Source organism: Pseudomonas sp. NA-150 (assembly GCF_044336365.1).
GTDB lineage: Bacteria > Pseudomonadota > Gammaproteobacteria > Pseudomonadales > Pseudomonadaceae > Aquipseudomonas.
Genome location: NZ_CP172305.1, coordinates 4,211,446 through 4,226,457, shown reverse-complemented (window position 1 = coordinate 4,226,457; position 15,012 = coordinate 4,211,446). Strand labels below are relative to the sequence as shown.

16 protein-coding genes are annotated in these 15,012 nt (G+C 61.7%); 2 read left to right on the top strand and 14 right to left on the bottom strand.

Features of this window, described 5'->3' with window-relative positions; genetic code table 11:
• Positions 1 to 30: 30 nt before the first annotated feature.
• Both ACF0H7_RS20025 and ACF0H7_RS20020 read left to right on the top strand, forming a co-directional pair.
• Entirely contained in the window at positions 31 to 1,152 is a 1,122-nt protein-coding gene (locus tag ACF0H7_RS20025; RefSeq protein ID WP_397448614.1) for a DUF2235 domain-containing protein, read from the top strand.
• 177 nt (positions 1,153 to 1,329) lie between these two features.
• On the top strand, positions 1,330 to 2,391 hold the full coding sequence (locus ACF0H7_RS20020; protein ID WP_397448613.1) for a HoxN/HupN/NixA family nickel/cobalt transporter: 1,062 nt from the start codon (positions 1,330 to 1,332) through the stop codon (positions 2,389 to 2,391).
• On the opposite strand, the gene hypB is transcribed toward ACF0H7_RS20020, so the two are convergent.
• Genes hypB through ACF0H7_RS19950 form a run of 14 tightly spaced genes read right to left on the bottom strand, consistent with a single transcriptional unit; the run spans position 2,383 to position 14,984 of the window.
• Positions 2,383 to 3,243 carry a hydrogenase nickel incorporation protein HypB gene (hypB, locus tag ACF0H7_RS20015; protein ID WP_397448612.1) on the bottom strand — a complete coding sequence of 287 codons (861 nt, stop codon included), beginning with the start codon at positions 3,241 to 3,243 and terminating at the stop codon, positions 2,383 to 2,385. The two genes, ACF0H7_RS20020 and hypB, sit on opposite strands and share 9 nt — an antisense overlap.
• Positions 3,243 to 3,584 (bottom strand): hydrogenase maturation nickel metallochaperone HypA, encoded by a 342-nt coding sequence (locus ACF0H7_RS20010; RefSeq protein WP_397448611.1) that lies wholly within the window; start codon positions 3,582 to 3,584, stop codon positions 3,243 to 3,245. The genes hypB and ACF0H7_RS20010 overlap by 1 nt, the downstream gene beginning before the upstream one ends.
• On the bottom strand, positions 3,584 to 4,681 hold the full coding sequence (hypE, locus tag ACF0H7_RS20005) for a hydrogenase expression/formation protein HypE (RefSeq protein WP_397448610.1): 1,098 nt from the start codon (positions 4,679 to 4,681) through the stop codon (positions 3,584 to 3,586). The genes ACF0H7_RS20010 and hypE overlap by 1 nt, the downstream gene beginning before the upstream one ends.
• Positions 4,678 to 5,853: a hydrogenase formation protein HypD gene (gene hypD, locus ACF0H7_RS20000; protein ID WP_397448609.1), complete on the bottom strand. Its 1,176-nt coding sequence runs from the start codon at positions 5,851 to 5,853 to the stop codon at positions 4,678 to 4,680. The genes hypE and hypD overlap by 4 nt, the downstream gene beginning before the upstream one ends.
• Complete coding sequence (locus ACF0H7_RS19995) at positions 5,850 to 6,536, bottom strand: SIS domain-containing protein (RefSeq protein ID WP_397448608.1); 687 nt, start codon at positions 6,534 to 6,536, stop codon at positions 5,850 to 5,852. The genes hypD and ACF0H7_RS19995 overlap by 4 nt, the downstream gene beginning before the upstream one ends.
• A 10-nt stretch (positions 6,537 to 6,546) precedes the next feature.
• Positions 6,547 to 6,822: a HypC/HybG/HupF family hydrogenase formation chaperone gene (locus ACF0H7_RS19990; protein ID WP_397448607.1), complete on the bottom strand. Its 276-nt coding sequence runs from the start codon at positions 6,820 to 6,822 to the stop codon at positions 6,547 to 6,549.
• Positions 6,813 to 9,215 carry a carbamoyltransferase HypF gene (gene hypF, locus ACF0H7_RS19985; RefSeq protein ID WP_397448606.1) on the bottom strand — a complete coding sequence of 801 codons (2,403 nt, stop codon included), beginning with the start codon at positions 9,213 to 9,215 and terminating at the stop codon, positions 6,813 to 6,815. The genes ACF0H7_RS19990 and hypF overlap by 10 nt, the downstream gene beginning before the upstream one ends.
• Before the next feature lie 34 nt (positions 9,216 to 9,249).
• On the bottom strand, positions 9,250 to 9,357 hold the full coding sequence (locus ACF0H7_RS19980; RefSeq protein WP_397448605.1) for a DUF6893 family small protein: 108 nt from the start codon (positions 9,355 to 9,357) through the stop codon (positions 9,250 to 9,252).
• Positions 9,354 to 9,899, bottom strand: a complete 546-nt coding sequence (locus tag ACF0H7_RS19975; protein WP_397448604.1) for a hydrogenase maturation protease — start codon at positions 9,897 to 9,899, stop codon at positions 9,354 to 9,356. Before ACF0H7_RS19975 ends, ACF0H7_RS19980 begins: the two co-directional genes overlap by 4 nt.
• Positions 9,896 to 11,245 carry a hypothetical protein gene (locus ACF0H7_RS19970; RefSeq protein WP_397448603.1) on the bottom strand — a complete coding sequence of 450 codons (1,350 nt, stop codon included), beginning with the start codon at positions 11,243 to 11,245 and terminating at the stop codon, positions 9,896 to 9,898. The genes ACF0H7_RS19975 and ACF0H7_RS19970 overlap by 4 nt, the downstream gene beginning before the upstream one ends.
• Positions 11,242 to 11,892: a DUF6084 family protein gene (locus tag ACF0H7_RS19965; RefSeq protein WP_397448602.1), complete on the bottom strand. Its 651-nt coding sequence runs from the start codon at positions 11,890 to 11,892 to the stop codon at positions 11,242 to 11,244. Before ACF0H7_RS19965 ends, ACF0H7_RS19970 begins: the two co-directional genes overlap by 4 nt.
• On the bottom strand, positions 11,885 to 12,529 hold the full coding sequence (locus ACF0H7_RS19960; RefSeq protein WP_397448601.1) for a DUF5947 family protein: 645 nt from the start codon (positions 12,527 to 12,529) through the stop codon (positions 11,885 to 11,887). Before ACF0H7_RS19960 ends, ACF0H7_RS19965 begins: the two co-directional genes overlap by 8 nt.
• A 41-nt stretch (positions 12,530 to 12,570) precedes the next feature.
• Positions 12,571 to 13,140, bottom strand: a complete 570-nt coding sequence (locus tag ACF0H7_RS19955) for a hypothetical protein (protein WP_397448600.1) — start codon at positions 13,138 to 13,140, stop codon at positions 12,571 to 12,573.
• Positions 13,137 to 14,984 (bottom strand): nickel-dependent hydrogenase large subunit, encoded by a 1,848-nt coding sequence (locus ACF0H7_RS19950; protein WP_397448599.1) that lies wholly within the window; start codon positions 14,982 to 14,984, stop codon positions 13,137 to 13,139. Before ACF0H7_RS19950 ends, ACF0H7_RS19955 begins: the two co-directional genes overlap by 4 nt.
• Positions 14,985 to 15,012: the final 28 nt, after the last annotated feature.

Sequence of the window (15,012 nt, the reverse complement as noted above, 5' to 3'; positions counted from 1 at the left end):
ATCCACCGCTCATTTCATTGGAACGCTGCCATGGCCCGACAGTTAGTGGTTTGCCTCGACGGTACAGGGAATCGGTTCAGTCACTGTCCGACCAACATCATCAGATTGTTGCGCTCGCTGTCGAGCAACCCGGATCAAGTGCTGGCTTACTATGATCAGGGGGTCGGCACCTTTGGCATGAAGGAAACCCTGTTCGACTGGCAGAAAGTGCCGTCGCGGGTGCTCGGCCTGGCGTTCGGCTGGGGCTTTCAGCGCACCATCGAAGGGGCGTATCGCTTCATTGCCGAAAATCTCGCTGCCGGCGATGAACTCTATATTTTCGGGTTTTCCCGGGGTGCCTACGCCGCCAGGGCACTGGCCGCCTTGATTCGCGCGGTCGGGGTGGTGCCGGCGCACCAGGCGCATTTGTTCGACTACGCCTGGGCGATGCTGTTGGCACGAGAGGGGCCGAAAAAAGCGCCGGACTTCGAACTGCAAGCACGCTTTAAAACCACCTTTGGCAAACCGGTGAATGTCCGCTTTCTCGGGCTGTTCGATACCGTCAAGTCAGTGGGTTGGGTCTACGATCCCCTGATCATTCCCTACACCGCCAGTAACGCTATCGTCGAAGTGGTGCGCCATGCGGTGGCGATTGACGAGCGCCGTTGTTTCTTTCGCACTAACTTGTGGGGGGTCAACTCAACCGTCACAACCGACATCAAGGAAGTCTGGTTCCCCGGTGTGCATTCGGACATTGGCGGTGGCTACGCGCCGGAAGAAGCGCAACTGGCCCTGGGCGCGCAGCGCTGGATGCTGGGGGAAGCCATGGCCGCCGGCTTGCACGTTGACTTTGACCAGGCCAAAGAGCAATTGAAAGCCACCCAAAATGTGGTCGGGGATGCCATGGGCCCGATGCACGATTCGATGACCCAGCCCTGGAAAATTGCCGAGTGGGTGCCGCGATTGGTGTGGAACGGTGACGACGCCAAGCGCGAGTGGCGCATCGGACGAATGCCGCCGATTGGAGAGCCCGAACCACGGCATATCGAACCCGGCATCCAGGTGCATCGCTCGGTCCAGCAACGGCTGGATGGCTTGCTGACCTATCGCCCGCCTAACTTGCCGGAGCACTATTCGGTGGTGGATGACGACCCGAGTGTGGCGCAGTTGTAATCGCTGTCGTCACCCTGTGCAGGGCGATGTCCTCTCATCGGGGCAGTGCGCAAACCAAGGTCTTTCGTAGGACGTTTTTGTAAAAAAGTATTACCATCAATCAACGCCTGAAACAGCTCTGTCAAGTCAGTCTGCCGCAGCATTTCCTATGGTTCCTTGCGATCCTTGGAGAGTCTCATGACAACACCAGTGAAGGCCTTGTTCGGTGATGAAAGTGGCCGGCTGAAGCAGAAAATTTCGGCGATCTATGCGCTGCTGATTATCTGCAATGCGGTGGCATGGATATGGGCTTTCACTGCGTTCCATGATTACCCGCTTTTCATGGGCACCAGCCTGCTCGCTTACAGCCTCGGGCTTCGACACGCGGTGGATGCAGACCACATTGCCGCGATCGACAATGTGACCCGAAAACTGATGCAGGCCGGTAAGCGTCCCGTCACCGTAGGGCTGATGTTCTCGCTTGGGCACTCCACCATCGTGGTCCTGGCCTCGGTGGTGATTGCGGCGACGGCCATGGCGATGCAAGACAAGGTGGCCGGGTTCAAGGACGTCGGCGGGTTGATCGGTACCCTGGTGTCCACATCTTTTCTGTTTGCGATTGCTGTGATGAACCTGGTCATCCTGCGCTCGGTGATCCAGACCTTCCGCCGAGTGAAGCGCGGCGAACGTTACGTCGAAGAAGACCTGAACCTGCTGCTGGCCGGCGGCGGCCTGCTGGCGCGCCTGTTCCGTCCGCTGTTTGGGCTGATCACAAAAAGCTGGCACCTGTATTTTCTCGGCTTGCTGTTCGGCCTGGGCTTCGACACCGCGACCGAAGTCGGGCTGCTGGGTATCTCCGCCGCCAGCGCCGCGCAAGGCATGCCGATCTGGTCGATCCTGGTGTTCCCGGTGCTGTTCATGGCGGGCATGACGCTGATCGATACGACGGACAGCATCCTGATGCTCGGCGCCTACGGCTGGGCCTTCGTCAAACCGATCCGCAAGCTGTATTACAACATCACGATCACCTCGGTTTCAGTGCTGATCGCATTGTTGGTCGGGACCATCGAGGGGCTGGGCCTGTTGGTCGAGAGGCTCGAACTGAGGGGTGGATTCTGGGACCTGGTGGGCGCACTGAACGACCACTTCGGCATCATCGGTTACCTGATCATCGGCGTGTTCATCCTGAGCTGGCTGGTGTCGGCGGCGATTTATCGATGGCAGCACATTGAAGACATCAAGGTCGAGAAATCACTTTGATGAGTGTGCTTCGTTCGGCCTTTGCCTGCGCAACCAGGCGTACCAGTCGACCAGCCCCTCGCCGTGGGTGGCGGAGAGCTGCAACACCTCGATGTCGGGGTTGATCCGGCGCGCGTAAGCAATGCAGGCGGCCATGTCAAAATCCACATAGGGCAACAGGTCGATCTTGCTGACGATCATCAGGCTTGAAGCCCTGAACATATGCGGGTATTTGAGCGGTTTGTCGCTGCCTTCGGTGACCGAGAGGATGACCACCTTGGCGCGTTCGCCCAGATCGAACAGGGCAGGGCAGACCAGATTGCCCACATTTTCCACCATGACCAGCGAATGGGCGGCGGGGGCGAGTTGCTCAAGCGCAGCGGCCAGCATCGCGGCTTCCAGGTGGCAGCCGGTGCCGGTATTGATCTGTACCGCGCGACATCCCGTGGCGCGGATACGCTCGGCGTCGAACAGGGTTTCCTGATCACCTTCAACCACACTGATCGACATCTCAGCGGCAAGGTCGCGCAGGGTGTGTTCCAGCAACGTCGTCTTGCCCGCACCCGGGGAACTCACCAGGTTCAGCGCCAGAATGTCGCGTGCGCTCAGCCATTGGCGATTACGCTCGGCCAGGCGGTTGTTCTTGGCCAGTACGGCCTGTTCCAGCTTGACCTGCTTGAGACTGACCGTCTGGCTGTGAGCCTGTGCATGCAGCTGCGCGGCGTCGGCGTCATGGCGGGGCGCTGGATGGGGTTGCTGCATACGGATGTAGGCGCCGTGCAGGTCTTGCTCGGCAACCGGTTGCAGGGTCGCGGTGGTCAGGTCGGTGATTCTCGCTTTGACGCCATTGGAGCAACCACAGGTGGCACACATCAGGCCGCCTCCTCTATTTCTATCGATTTGATCAGAAGCTGGTCGCCGCCTTGGGGGCGTTCCAGGTTAACCGACCCGCAGCTGCAACGTGAAAGCAGGTCGAGCATTTGCACGGGCGCACCGCAATCGCGGCAACGGCTGAGGCCGGGCAGGGTAATAATCTCAAGCGTCGAGCCCTGCAACGGCGTGCCCTCGGTGACCACGTCGAAGCAAAAGCGCAGAGCGTCCGGCATGACGCACGACAAGCGGCCGACCTCCAGCGTGACGCGCAGCACCCGGGCGCCCCCCGCGCGCTCGTTACAGGCCTCGACGATGCTCTGGGTGATGGACAGTTCATGCATCAGCAGATCCTCGGCAGTTGTTCGCCGATCAGCATGTCGACAATGCGTTCGCCGCCGAAGGCCGTGTGCATGATCACGCAACCCACCGGGCCGTCACTGATTTCACCGATGATCGCCGCGTCGATGCCTGCCGGGTGCGCGCGCATCGCGGCCAGTGCAACCTCGGCGTGCGCGGCGGGAATCACTGCCACCAGCTTGCCCTCGTTGGCGAAGTACAGGGGATCAAGGCCGAGAATTTCCGACACCCCCCTGACCGCCTCGCGCACCGGCAGAGTCGGTTCATCGAGGTTGACGCACACATTGGCCGCCTGGGCGAACTCGTTCAACACCGTGGCGATGCCACCGCGCGTGGCATCGCGCAGGCAGTGCACGTCAGGGCAGGCCTTGAGCAGCGCAGCGATCAGGCCGTTCAAGGGCTGGCAGTCGCTCTCGATCGGCACTTCCAGCGCAAGGTCGTCCCGCGCCGAGAGGATGGCCACGCCATGGTCGCCGATGTAGCCATTGACCAGTACCTTGTCGCCGGGCCGGGCACGGGTGGCGGCGATGTTGACGCCGCGCGGAATAACACCAATGCCACTGGTGTTGATAAACAGCTTGTCGACCGCGCCGCGCTCCACCACCTTGGTGTCGCCGGTGACGATCGTTACCCCGGCGACCTCGGCCGCCTTTTGCATGGAGGCGACGATGCGCCGCAAGTCGGCCACGGCAAAACCCTCTTCGAGAATCACTGCACAGGACAGGTACAGGGGCAGGGCGCCAGAAACGGCAAGGTCGTTGACCGTACCGTTGACCGCCAGATCACCGATATTGCCCCCGGCAAAAAACAGCGGATCGACCACGTAAGAATCCGTGGTGAACGCCAGGCGGTCGCCGTTGCTGGCCAGGTCGCTGAGTGCGAAGCGGGCCTGGTCCTCCAGCGGCGCCAGCAGCGGGTTGTTGAAGGTCGCGACGAACACATCATCCACCAGGTCGCGCATGGCCTTGCCACCACTGCCGTGGGCCAGGGTGATGGTGTCGCCGCGCACCTTGCCGCTGCGCTGGCGGATGCGCGGCGGCGAAGGATCGATGGCCAGATCGACGGGTCCCGGTAGGGTCATGTCTGTTGCTCCCTGTGCGGTTGCGTTTCGGCGGCTTCGCGTTTTTTCAGGATGTCGACCAAATCGATGCGGCCGTAGTTGTACACGGCGGCACAGGCGCCTTCGCTGGAAACCATCAATGACCCCAGGGGCATCTCCGGGGTGCAGGCAGTACCGAACACCTTGCATTGCCAGGGCTTGATCACACCCTTGAGGACTTCGCCGCACTGGCAGGCCTTGGGGTCGGCGATTTTCAGGTTGGGGACCGGGTACTTGCGCTCGGCATCGAAGCGGGCATACGCCTCGCGCAGCTTGACGCCCGAATGGTCGATCGAGCCCAGACCGCGCCATTCGAAGAATTCGCGCAACTGGAAGACGGTGTGCACTGCGTCCAGGGCCGGGTTGTTGCCGCCTTCGGGGACCACGCGGCGGTACTGGTTTTCAACCTCGCAGCGGCCCTCGGCCAGTTGCTTGACCACCATCCACAGCGACTGGAGGATATCCAGCGGTTCGAAGCCGCTGATGACCACCGGCTTGTTGTAGTGCCGGGCAATGAATTCATAGGGCTCGCTGCCGATCACCATGCTGACGTGGCCGGGACCGAGGAAGCCGTCCAGGGTCAGCTCCGGTGAGTCGAGGATTGCCTTGATCGTCGGGATGATGGTGATGTGATTGCAGAACACCGAGAAATTGTCGAGGTTCTCGGCGTCGGCGCGCAGGACAGTCAGGGCTGTGGACGGCATCGTGGTTTCGAAGCCCAGGGCGAAGAACACCACCTCGCGGGTCGGGTTGTCGCGGGCGATCTTCAGCGCGTCCATCGGCGAGTAGACCAGACGTACATCGGCGCCCTCTGCCTTGGCCTGCAGCAGGCTCTTTTTCGAGCCGGGCACACGCAGGGCGTCGCCGAAGGTGGCGAAGATGATATTCGGGTGTTGCGCCAAAGCCACGCAATCGTCCACCCGGCCCATTGGCAGGACGCACACTGGGCAGCCGGGGCCGTGTATCAGCTCGATGGCCTCGGGCAGCATCTGTTCGATGCCGTATTTGAAGATCGAGTGGGTGTGCCCGCCGCAGACTTCCATCAGTTGTAGCGGGCGTTGACGGCACGCCGGAATCTGCAGCACCAGTTCCTGGATCTTGGTCAACAGCACTCGAGCCTTGGCCGGGTCGCGGAACTCGTCGACGAATTTCATGAGGAGACCTCCAGGCCGCCGCGCTCATCGGCGAGCAGGGTGTGCACCAGGTCCCAGAGGATGTGGTAGGTGGCGACATGCACTTCCTGGATCCGATGGATGCTGTCGGTGGGCACCACCAGGCAGTGATCGAGGTTGGCCGAACGCGCCATTTCACCGCCATCGCCACCCGCCAGGCCAAGGGTGGTCATGCCCATCTCCCGGGCTTTGGCGTAGGCCTTGAGCAAGTTGCCCGAGTTTCCACTAGTGGAAAACCCGACCAAGCCATCCTCGGGCCTACCCAGCGCGATCAGTTGACGAACGAAGATATGGTCGAAGCCGACATCATTGCCTACGGCGGTCATCATGGCCGGGTCGGCTGTCAGGTTAGTGGCGGTCAAGGCTGGTCTGCCAGCCGTGATTGGGTGTAGGAACTCGACGGTAAAATGCGCGGCGTCACAGGAGGAACCACCGTTACCCATTGCCAGCATTCGTCCTCCGCGCCGGTACACCTCGGCAATGGCGCGGGCGGTCGCCACCACGGCCTGTGCGTTCTCGGCGAAAAAACGTTGTTTCACCTCAACGCTGTGCGCGGCTTTTTGTTGCAGCGATTCGAGCAGGGCCGCATCGACGGCGTCGGCCGCTTGCTTGTCGCCGTGCAAGAAGGGGTACAACCCACGCAGTGGGCTATCAGCTTGGGACATACGTGCCTCGCTATCGCGTGTCTTGCATCAGTTGCAGTTCTTCACTCATTTCACCCAGCGCCTGCAGCAGTTCGAGGGTCTTGAGCGCTTCATCCTCATCGATTCGGCTCATGGCGAAGCCGACGTGGACCAACACCCATTCGCCGACGCAATCGGCGTGGGTGCGACCGTCTCCCACCACGCAGGCGATGTTGATGGCCCGGCGGATGCCGCCAATTTCCACCGTCGCGGTGTCGGTTGCGGCATCGACGATGTCGACGATTTGTCCAGGGATACCTACACACATGGCGGTCGATCCTCCTGTGCAGCAAGGGTTCGCGCCGCGGCGATCGCGGCTTGACCCAGGCTCAGCCCTCCGTCGTTGGCCGGCACGCTTACATGGCGCAGCACCTGTAAACCCAGGGCTTCGAGGCGTGGGACCAGCTCGGCATTCAGCACCGCGTTCTGCAACACGCCGCCCGACAGTGCGATGCGCCCGGCCCAGCAATCGCCGTGTTGCTGCGTCAAGTGTTCGACCATCTGCACCAGTGCCTGCGCCAGTCCGACATGAAAACGCGCGGCGATCACCCCAGGCGTTGTACCGGCGCGCAGATCATTCAGCAGGGCGAGCCACATCGGTGCCGGTTCCAGGTGCAGCAAACCGTCGTTGGTCACGATGGCAAAGGCATAGCCCTGGTTGTCGCGTAACGCCGAGGTGTCGCTGGCGGCCTCCAGCTCGATGGCCGCTTGGCCTTCATAGGTGATTTCCTGACAAACACCGATGGCAGCCGCCACCGCATCGAACAACCGCCCGCAAGAGCTGCTCACAGGGCTGTTGAATCCCGAACCGAGCATGCCGTCCAGAGTGGCCAGCGGTTTGTCCGCCAGCGCCCGGAAATAAGGCAACTCGCCAAATTCGGCCTCCAGCGTTTGCCAGTCCGAGAGACGCCGGAGGTGGGCGAAGGCCATGCGCCAGGGTTGCTGGATGGCCCGTTCGCCGCCGGGCAACGCAACCGGTGACAGGCTGGCGAGGCGCCGATAGCCGCGGTAGTCGGCCAGCAGGAATTCGCCGCCCCACAGCGTACCGTCATCGCCATAGCCGGTGCCGTCGAGGGCGATGCCAAGCACCGGTGGGCTGTCCAGGTCGATGCCATTGTCGGCCAGGCAGGCCGCGATATGCGCGTGGTGATGCTGTACCTCGATCAACGCAAGGTGTTGCGTTGTAGCCCATTCAGCCCCGATCTTGCTCGTCAGGTACTCGGGATGGCAGTCAATTGCCAGCACCTGCGGGTGATGCTCGAACAGGCGCTGGTACAGGGCCAGGGTTTGCCGGTAGGCGATGTTGGCCGTGGCATGGGCCAAATCTCCCAGGTGCGGGGAGAGAAGCGCCTGGCCATCCTTGATCAAACAGAAGCTGTTCTTGAGTTCGCCGCCCAGGGCCAAAATCGCCGGCGCGGCGCGAAAACCTGCGGGCAGCTTCAGCGGCGTGGGCGCATAGCCCCGAGCTCGACGCAACAGCACCGGGGCGTCGAGCATCAGCCTGCTCACTGAGTCATCGAGGCGGTTGACGATTTCCCGGTCGTGCAACAGCAGTGCGTCGGCGATTTCACCCAGGCGTTCACGCGCCTCATCGTTGCCAATACACTGCGGCTCTTCGCTGCGGTTGCCACTGGTCAGCACGATGGGTGCGTCCAGGCCATCCATCAGCAGATGGTGCAGGGGCGAATAGGGCAGCATGAAGCCGTAGCAGGATTGTCTGGGCGCCACGCCGTCGGCCAGTCGCTCGGGCCCTTCGATGGTCAGCAGGACAATGGGCGCAGCCGGCTGCTGAAGCAGGGCTGTTTCTGCCGGGTTCGGGTTGCAGTAACGGCGGATCATCAGCGTATCGCGCGCCATCAGGGCGAAGGGCTTGTGCGCGCGCCGTTTGCGTTGACGAAGGCGATCGACCGCGCCGGCATTGGACGCATCGCAGGCCAGGTGCACGCCACCGATGCCTTTGATGGCTACGATATACCCGGCTTGCAGCAAGCGTCGGGTCGCTGTGATCGGGTCACCGCTGCAATCGACCGACTCTCCGGGGGCAGCCTCCAGCCATAGGTGCGGCCCGCAGTCAGGGCAGGCATTGGGTTGTGCGTGGAAGCGCCGGTCGGCCGGGTCCTGATACTCGGCCAGACAGGCCGGACACATGACGAATGCACCCATACTGGTCGTGTCGCGATCATAGGGAATGGCGCGAATGATCGACATGCGTGGCCCGCAATGGGTGCAGTTGGTAAAGGCATAGCCGTGGCGGCGATTGGCAGGATTACGCACGTCGCTCAAACAGGCTGCACAGGTCGCCGCGTCGGCCACGACGGCGGTATGCACGCTACCGGTCGAACTGTTGACGATACGAAAATCGCTTATCGGCGATTGACCGGGTAACGCGGTGGTCTCGACCGCATCAATTCGCGAAAGCGGTGGGGCTTCTTCAAGCAGGCGCGCGAGGAACCGCGCGCTGGCCGAGGGCTCGCCCCAGATATGGATCAAGACTCCCTCAGCGTCGTTGCGCACGTCTCCACGCAGGCCGCAATCACGCGCAATACGCCAGACGGTAGGGCGGAAACCCACGCCTTGCACCAGCCCTCTGACGCGGATCGCTTTACCACCCCAGGCGGCGGTGTGCGACACAGGGTCATGCTGTTCGCCTGCGATTGACATGGTTGTCTCCCAGTCCCGAACCTTGCGACCGAGATCACATGTTGCGAATTTTGATATAGCGTTTTAGGTCGTGCAGGTTCACCCACACCAACGCGACGATCGCCACTATCACCAGAAGCCAGAAAATCGTCCATCCACTCATATCAACCCTCCCGGAGCTGTCGCACTCCTGGTTTTGTCTTGCAAAAAAGAGGGGCTGCCTGCCACTAGATCGCTTAGCAGCGCGAGCACTTCGGCGACCGCTTTTTCGATGGCCTGTGCAACCGCATCACTCAACCCCATGTGCCCCTGTTCGCCCCCCAGGTACTGCGGCTGGCAACCGACTATCCATACACGCGGGTGCCGCTGTCCCAGCGATGCAATGAACCGCAGGACGCTGGCCGGGTCCATGCCATGGGGCGTCATCAGCGGCTCATCAGACGTCCGGGCGGAGACTTCCTCTACGTCAGGCTCGATCAGATAAAGCGTGCCCGGCGCTTCACCACGGTCCACCGTGTCGATCAAGATCAACACATCGAAAACGTCGTCCATCAGGGTATAACTCAGGTCCAGGCCACGGATGCCGAAGTCCACTACGTCGACCCCAGCGGGGAAGGTTTTCTGGCTCAGTCGTTGGGCCACTTCACAGCCAAAGGCGTCATCGCCCATGAAGACATTGCCGATACCGGCCACCAGTATTTTCATCGCGGCGTCCTCGTGGGTGGCTCGGGTTCCAGTGCTTGAATTTCTTCGGGCGAGAAGAAGAAGCGGTGCCCGGGCATCCGTTGCAGGCCCCACTCACGGCCGGGATCATCATCCACCGTGACCGCCACATGCACCCGATCCTCGAAGTCCCGCTCAATGGCTTCGATCACCGCAGTTTTACCCGCGAGCACCAGGTCCATGGTGTCGCCGCCACCCTTGGGTTGCAGACGTACCCGATCACCGACCCGTAGCGGCGTGCCGCTGTTGCGGTCATACACCAGGCGCGGGGCAATGGGCTGGGCCTCACGCAAGACCCCGTGCAGACGCATGAAGCTGTCGCCGTCCAGCGCCTCGGTGCGTGCCAGCAATGCCGCCGTGCGTGGGTCAAGGGCCGCCATTTCGCGTTTTTCCGCATCGGACATGGCCAGAATCCGCAAGCTGAGAATTTCGTCGATTTCGGTGGAATCGAAAAACTCACCGGGACTTTCCGGGGCGACTTGTGGGTAGTCGTAAAGAATGATTGGCGATGAGAGCAGGGTGTCGTGGTCGCCTGGCTCCCCTATCAACACCGGGTAGGTACCCTGATTGTCGCAACTGGCGGCGGCGTCCTGAAGTGTCGCTGGCGGGTCCATCAGGCTGACAAAGCTGCCGTCCTGCACTGCGAGGAGGGTGTGGGTGGACGCGAAGCTATAGAGGCTCGCGTGCTCACGGTCAGTCACGCTGGCAGGGTCCATCTGCGTATGGTTTTCGATGCCCACTGTCAGTCGGTAGGTCTGCTCGCCCAGGGGTTCGAGTATGAGTGCTACACAGCCCTCGACCGCGCACTGATTGCGCCAAAGCACACCCTGCAATACGCCCTCGTTGTGCAGCGGCGCCCGCTCATGCTGCCCTTCGAAAGCGAACGGGAAACGGCGTTCGGCGACCAGCAGTTCGCTCAATAGACAGTCGGCGACCCGAAGGTCGCGCTCCACCGCTTCCTGCCAGCAATGAAACTCTCGGTCACCCAGGCTCAGCGAGGGCACAGGGTTGAAGTGGGCGTCGTCGAGCCCTTGCCCGTCGATAGGTTCAGCCGTTGACCCCGGTTGCAATTGGCCGACTTCGCGTGCCAGAGGGTGCAAAAAGCGTACGCGCACCTCCAGTCGGGTACCGAGGTGGCCCTGCACCAGGCACTGGGTCTGCATGTGCCAGGGTTCGGCACCTTCGGTGGCATCGTAATAGACCTTTGGGTAGATGCCGCCGAAGGTCCAGCGCTGGCGGTTTTTCGCCGAGGTGGAACGGTAGGGGTAGAGGACATAGCCCTCATAGAGGACTGCATCAACCACAGGCTGCAACTGTGTCATGTTCATGAGGCGGCCCTCTTGACGTCGGCCAACAGGCTGAGCAGCGCCTCGTCGAACCCTGGATGTCCACACTGGCGCTTGTAGTCGTACAGGGCTTCGAACACCTGGCGGTTCACGCGCAACCAGCTCTGGTTGGGATAGTAGAGGTCCATCATGTCCTTCCAGACCTGCACCGGCAGGGCGTAGCGGGCTTCTTCATTCCAGGAGATCAGGTCCATCTCCAGCGCACCTTCGTCGTTGCGATAGAACACCGTCCCCGAATACAACAACAGCAGCGGCACTACGCCCTGATCCAGGCCGTGGAAGTATTTGGTTGCGGCGAGGTTGAAATCAAAGCTGCACGGCACCGGCAGGTTGATCTGGCTGCACTCGCCGGAAAACGCCGGGACCACAACGCTCGCGTGGGTCCAGAGCAGGCTGCGCAAGGTCTGGCTCCAGCGCGACGGCTCGCCGAACAGATCGCTCAGTCGGGCCTGCTCGGCCGGGTCGTAATGCCGTCGGGTGGTCTCGATGCGGATCTGGCACTGCAGCGAAATGCTCTGGATCGGCACGGGGCATCCACGCTGTTGGATGGCTATCGCCAGTTGCAGGGTAGGGGCGGCGGCATACTTGTCGGGTGTGGCGCCCTGGACGGTGAAATTCAACTCAGGCATCGACATGGCCTCCTGAGCCTGTTTCACGGCGCAGGCGCTCAAAAAAACGCAGCTGCATCGCCTGGACTTCCTGGCCTCCGGCCAAACCGTGCCAATGAGTGCGAATCAAACCGACCAACTCATAGCAGCGGTCAATCGGAACGCGGTAGTACTCGCGCGCGCCTTGCATGCGGTTGGCGAGCAAGGCTTCGACGTCTTGTTGCAGTTCGTTGAGGACGGGGTTGGCGTCGGCCAGTTGGCCCCAGCTCTGAAGGGAAAGTGTTGATTCGGTGGCGCCGGCGGGCCCAGGGTAAAGGGCCAGCACTCTCGACTGGGTTGAGCTGCGCACGAAGAAGGCCAGGTTGATCGGAATCAGCAAGGCGTCCCATTGGCCATCGGTGATGTCGAAACGCTGCAGACGCGTCACTCTCCGAGGCACTCGGCGGTAGCGGCGTGCGTCGGGGCTGTCGAACAACAGTGCGCAACCCTGGCAGGCGCAGAGCAGTCGGCGGGTGTCCGGCTCGATGAGATGATCATGGTCACTCGCAATCTCGGCGTAGCACAACTCGCAGTGCTCCACCGGCTTGCGCTCGATGCCGAGGAAGCCCTTGAGCGAGGTCACCCAGTCATCTGGTTGCTGTACGCTGACCACTGTCATCGTTTGGCCCTCGATAGGCGTGCGTTCCTACTGTAAAGCGCTCACTCGCCGGCCACCTCTGGCTGGTTGACCCAGATCAGTGGGACAAAGCCGGCATGGGCGCTCAGGGTGTCCAGCCCCTCGATCACTAACTCGTCGGCATCGGGAACCATCTCCAGCAGCACCTCTTCGATTTCCTGGCGCAGAACCGCAGCCGTTGGCAATACACCGTTCGGGTCAGTGGCACTGACCCTGATCCGCACCACCTTGCCCTCCACCCCTATGAGGTCGGCGCGCACATTCTTCACGCCTAGGTGCGGATGCAGGCGCTCGACCGCTTTGCGCGCACGGGTCTCCAAGTCCTCGGGGTGCAGATCGTGCAGCAGTAGCAATCCGCGCACGCGTGGGTTGGCCGTGAAGCGTGGCAGCAACGTATCGGCCGGCTGGCTACCGGTGTCGCGAACGATGTCCAGCAAGTCAGCCAGGCCCAGGCTGTGCAGCCGGATCACCACCCGCAGCAGCTCCTGGGCGGCGTTCCGCGCGGCGGGGTCTGCAAGCTGGTCCAGTGCGCTCAGCAGCGTTTGCAGACGCGCCACTTGCTCATCGAGCTCCTGCTGTCGGAAGTCGTTCACGGTGTCGATTCCTGGTCATCGGTCTCCAGTGGCTGACCGAAACCGCCGTTGAAGGGCGCGTGAATCATCTTCAGGGTTTTGCCGTTACCCAGGTACATATGGACGCCGCAAGGCAAGCACGGATCGAAACTGCGCACGGCGCGCATGATGTCAATGCCCTTGAAATTGTCAGGGCCGTTTTCTTCGAATATCGGCGTGTTCTGTACAGCGTCCTCATAGGGGCCGGGTGTGCCGTAGATATCCCGGGGGCTGGCATTCCAGGGGGTCGGCGGGTAGGGATGGTAATTGGCGATCTTGCCGTTTCTGATCACCAAGTGATGGGAAAGCACCCCGCGAACGGCTTCGTGGAACCCGCAGCCGATGGCTGAGTCAGGGACCGTGAATTCGGTCCAGGTTTTGGTGTGACCGGCCTGCAGCTCGCCCAGCGCCTTCTCGACAAAATGCAGGGCGCAGCACGCGGCATAGACCTGGAAGTAAGTCCGGGCGCGATCGCGCTCAATGGCGTTACTCCACTTGGGCACGTGCCACTCGAACTCCACTTCGGGCTTGAGCGCGGTTTGTGGCAGGTACATTTTGACGCTCTTGCCGGTCGACTTGATGTAGCCGATGTCGACCAGCCCGGCCAGTGCCGTGGCCCATAACCGGGCCAGCGCTCCACCGCCAGTGTCCAGCGCCAAGTGTTCGCCGGTGCGTTTGTCCAGCCAGCGCGGCGACATGACCCAGGAATACTTGTCATCGAAATTGCGCTTTTGCGGGCGCGGCACGGTGGTCTGGTTCCAGGGGTGGTTGATGTCCACTACATTGCCCAACGGGTCGCGCTCGACCAGCCGCGTGCGGTTTTCCCAGCTTTCGTAGTAGGAACTGCCGAGCAGGATGCGCATCTGCAAGTTGATTTCCACGAGATCAGTCGTCACCAGCTCGCCGTCGACCACGACACCCGGCGTGACGAACATGGCCCGTCCCCAACTGGTCATGTGCCGGTACTGATAGTCGCAGTGGTCGGGGTCGTTAAACGATCCCCAGCAGCCAAGCAGGATGCGTCGCCGGCCGACTTCCTCGTAACCGGGCAGGGCTTCGTAGAAGAAATCGAAAATGTCGTCATGCAACGGCAAGCAGCGCTTCATGAACTCGCAGTACTTCATCAGCCGTGTCAGGTAGTCGGTGAACAGCTGTACCGTCGGCACGGTGCCGACACCGCCGGGGTAGATGGTGGAGGGGTGAACGTGGCGCCCCTCCATCAGGCAGATCATTTCGCGGGTGTAGCGCGAGACCATCAGCGTTTCGCGATAGAACTCGCCTTCGAACGGGTTGAGCGCGGTCATGATGTCGGCGATGGTCGCGTAGCCGTGTTTGTCGGCATTCGGTGCCGGGGTGTGCAGTGCTTGCTGCCAGACGCCGGGGTTGGTTTCCTGGACCATCTTCGCGCAGAAATCGACCATCAACAGATTGTCCTGGAAGATGTTGTGGTCGAACATGTATTCGGCCGCTTCACCCAGGTTGATGATCCACTCGGCGATGGCCGGAGGCCTGATGCCATACGCCATGTTCTGCGCATAGACCGAACACACGCAGTGGTTGTCCCCGCAGATGCCGCAGATACGGCTGGTGATGAAGTGCGCGTCGCGCGGGTCCTTGCCCTTCATGAACACCGAATAACCGCGAAAAATCGATGAGGTGCTGTGGCACTCGGCGACCTCGCGGTTCTCGAAGTCGATTTTGGTGTAGATGCCCAGGCTGCCGACAATCCGGGTAATCGGGTCCCAATTCATCGATATCAAGGTGCCGGGTTTCTTTTCGGTCGTACCGGTGGGCTGCGTGGCAATGCCATTCTCGGTGATCGCCATGGGATATTCCTCCTGGCTCAGTGCTTTG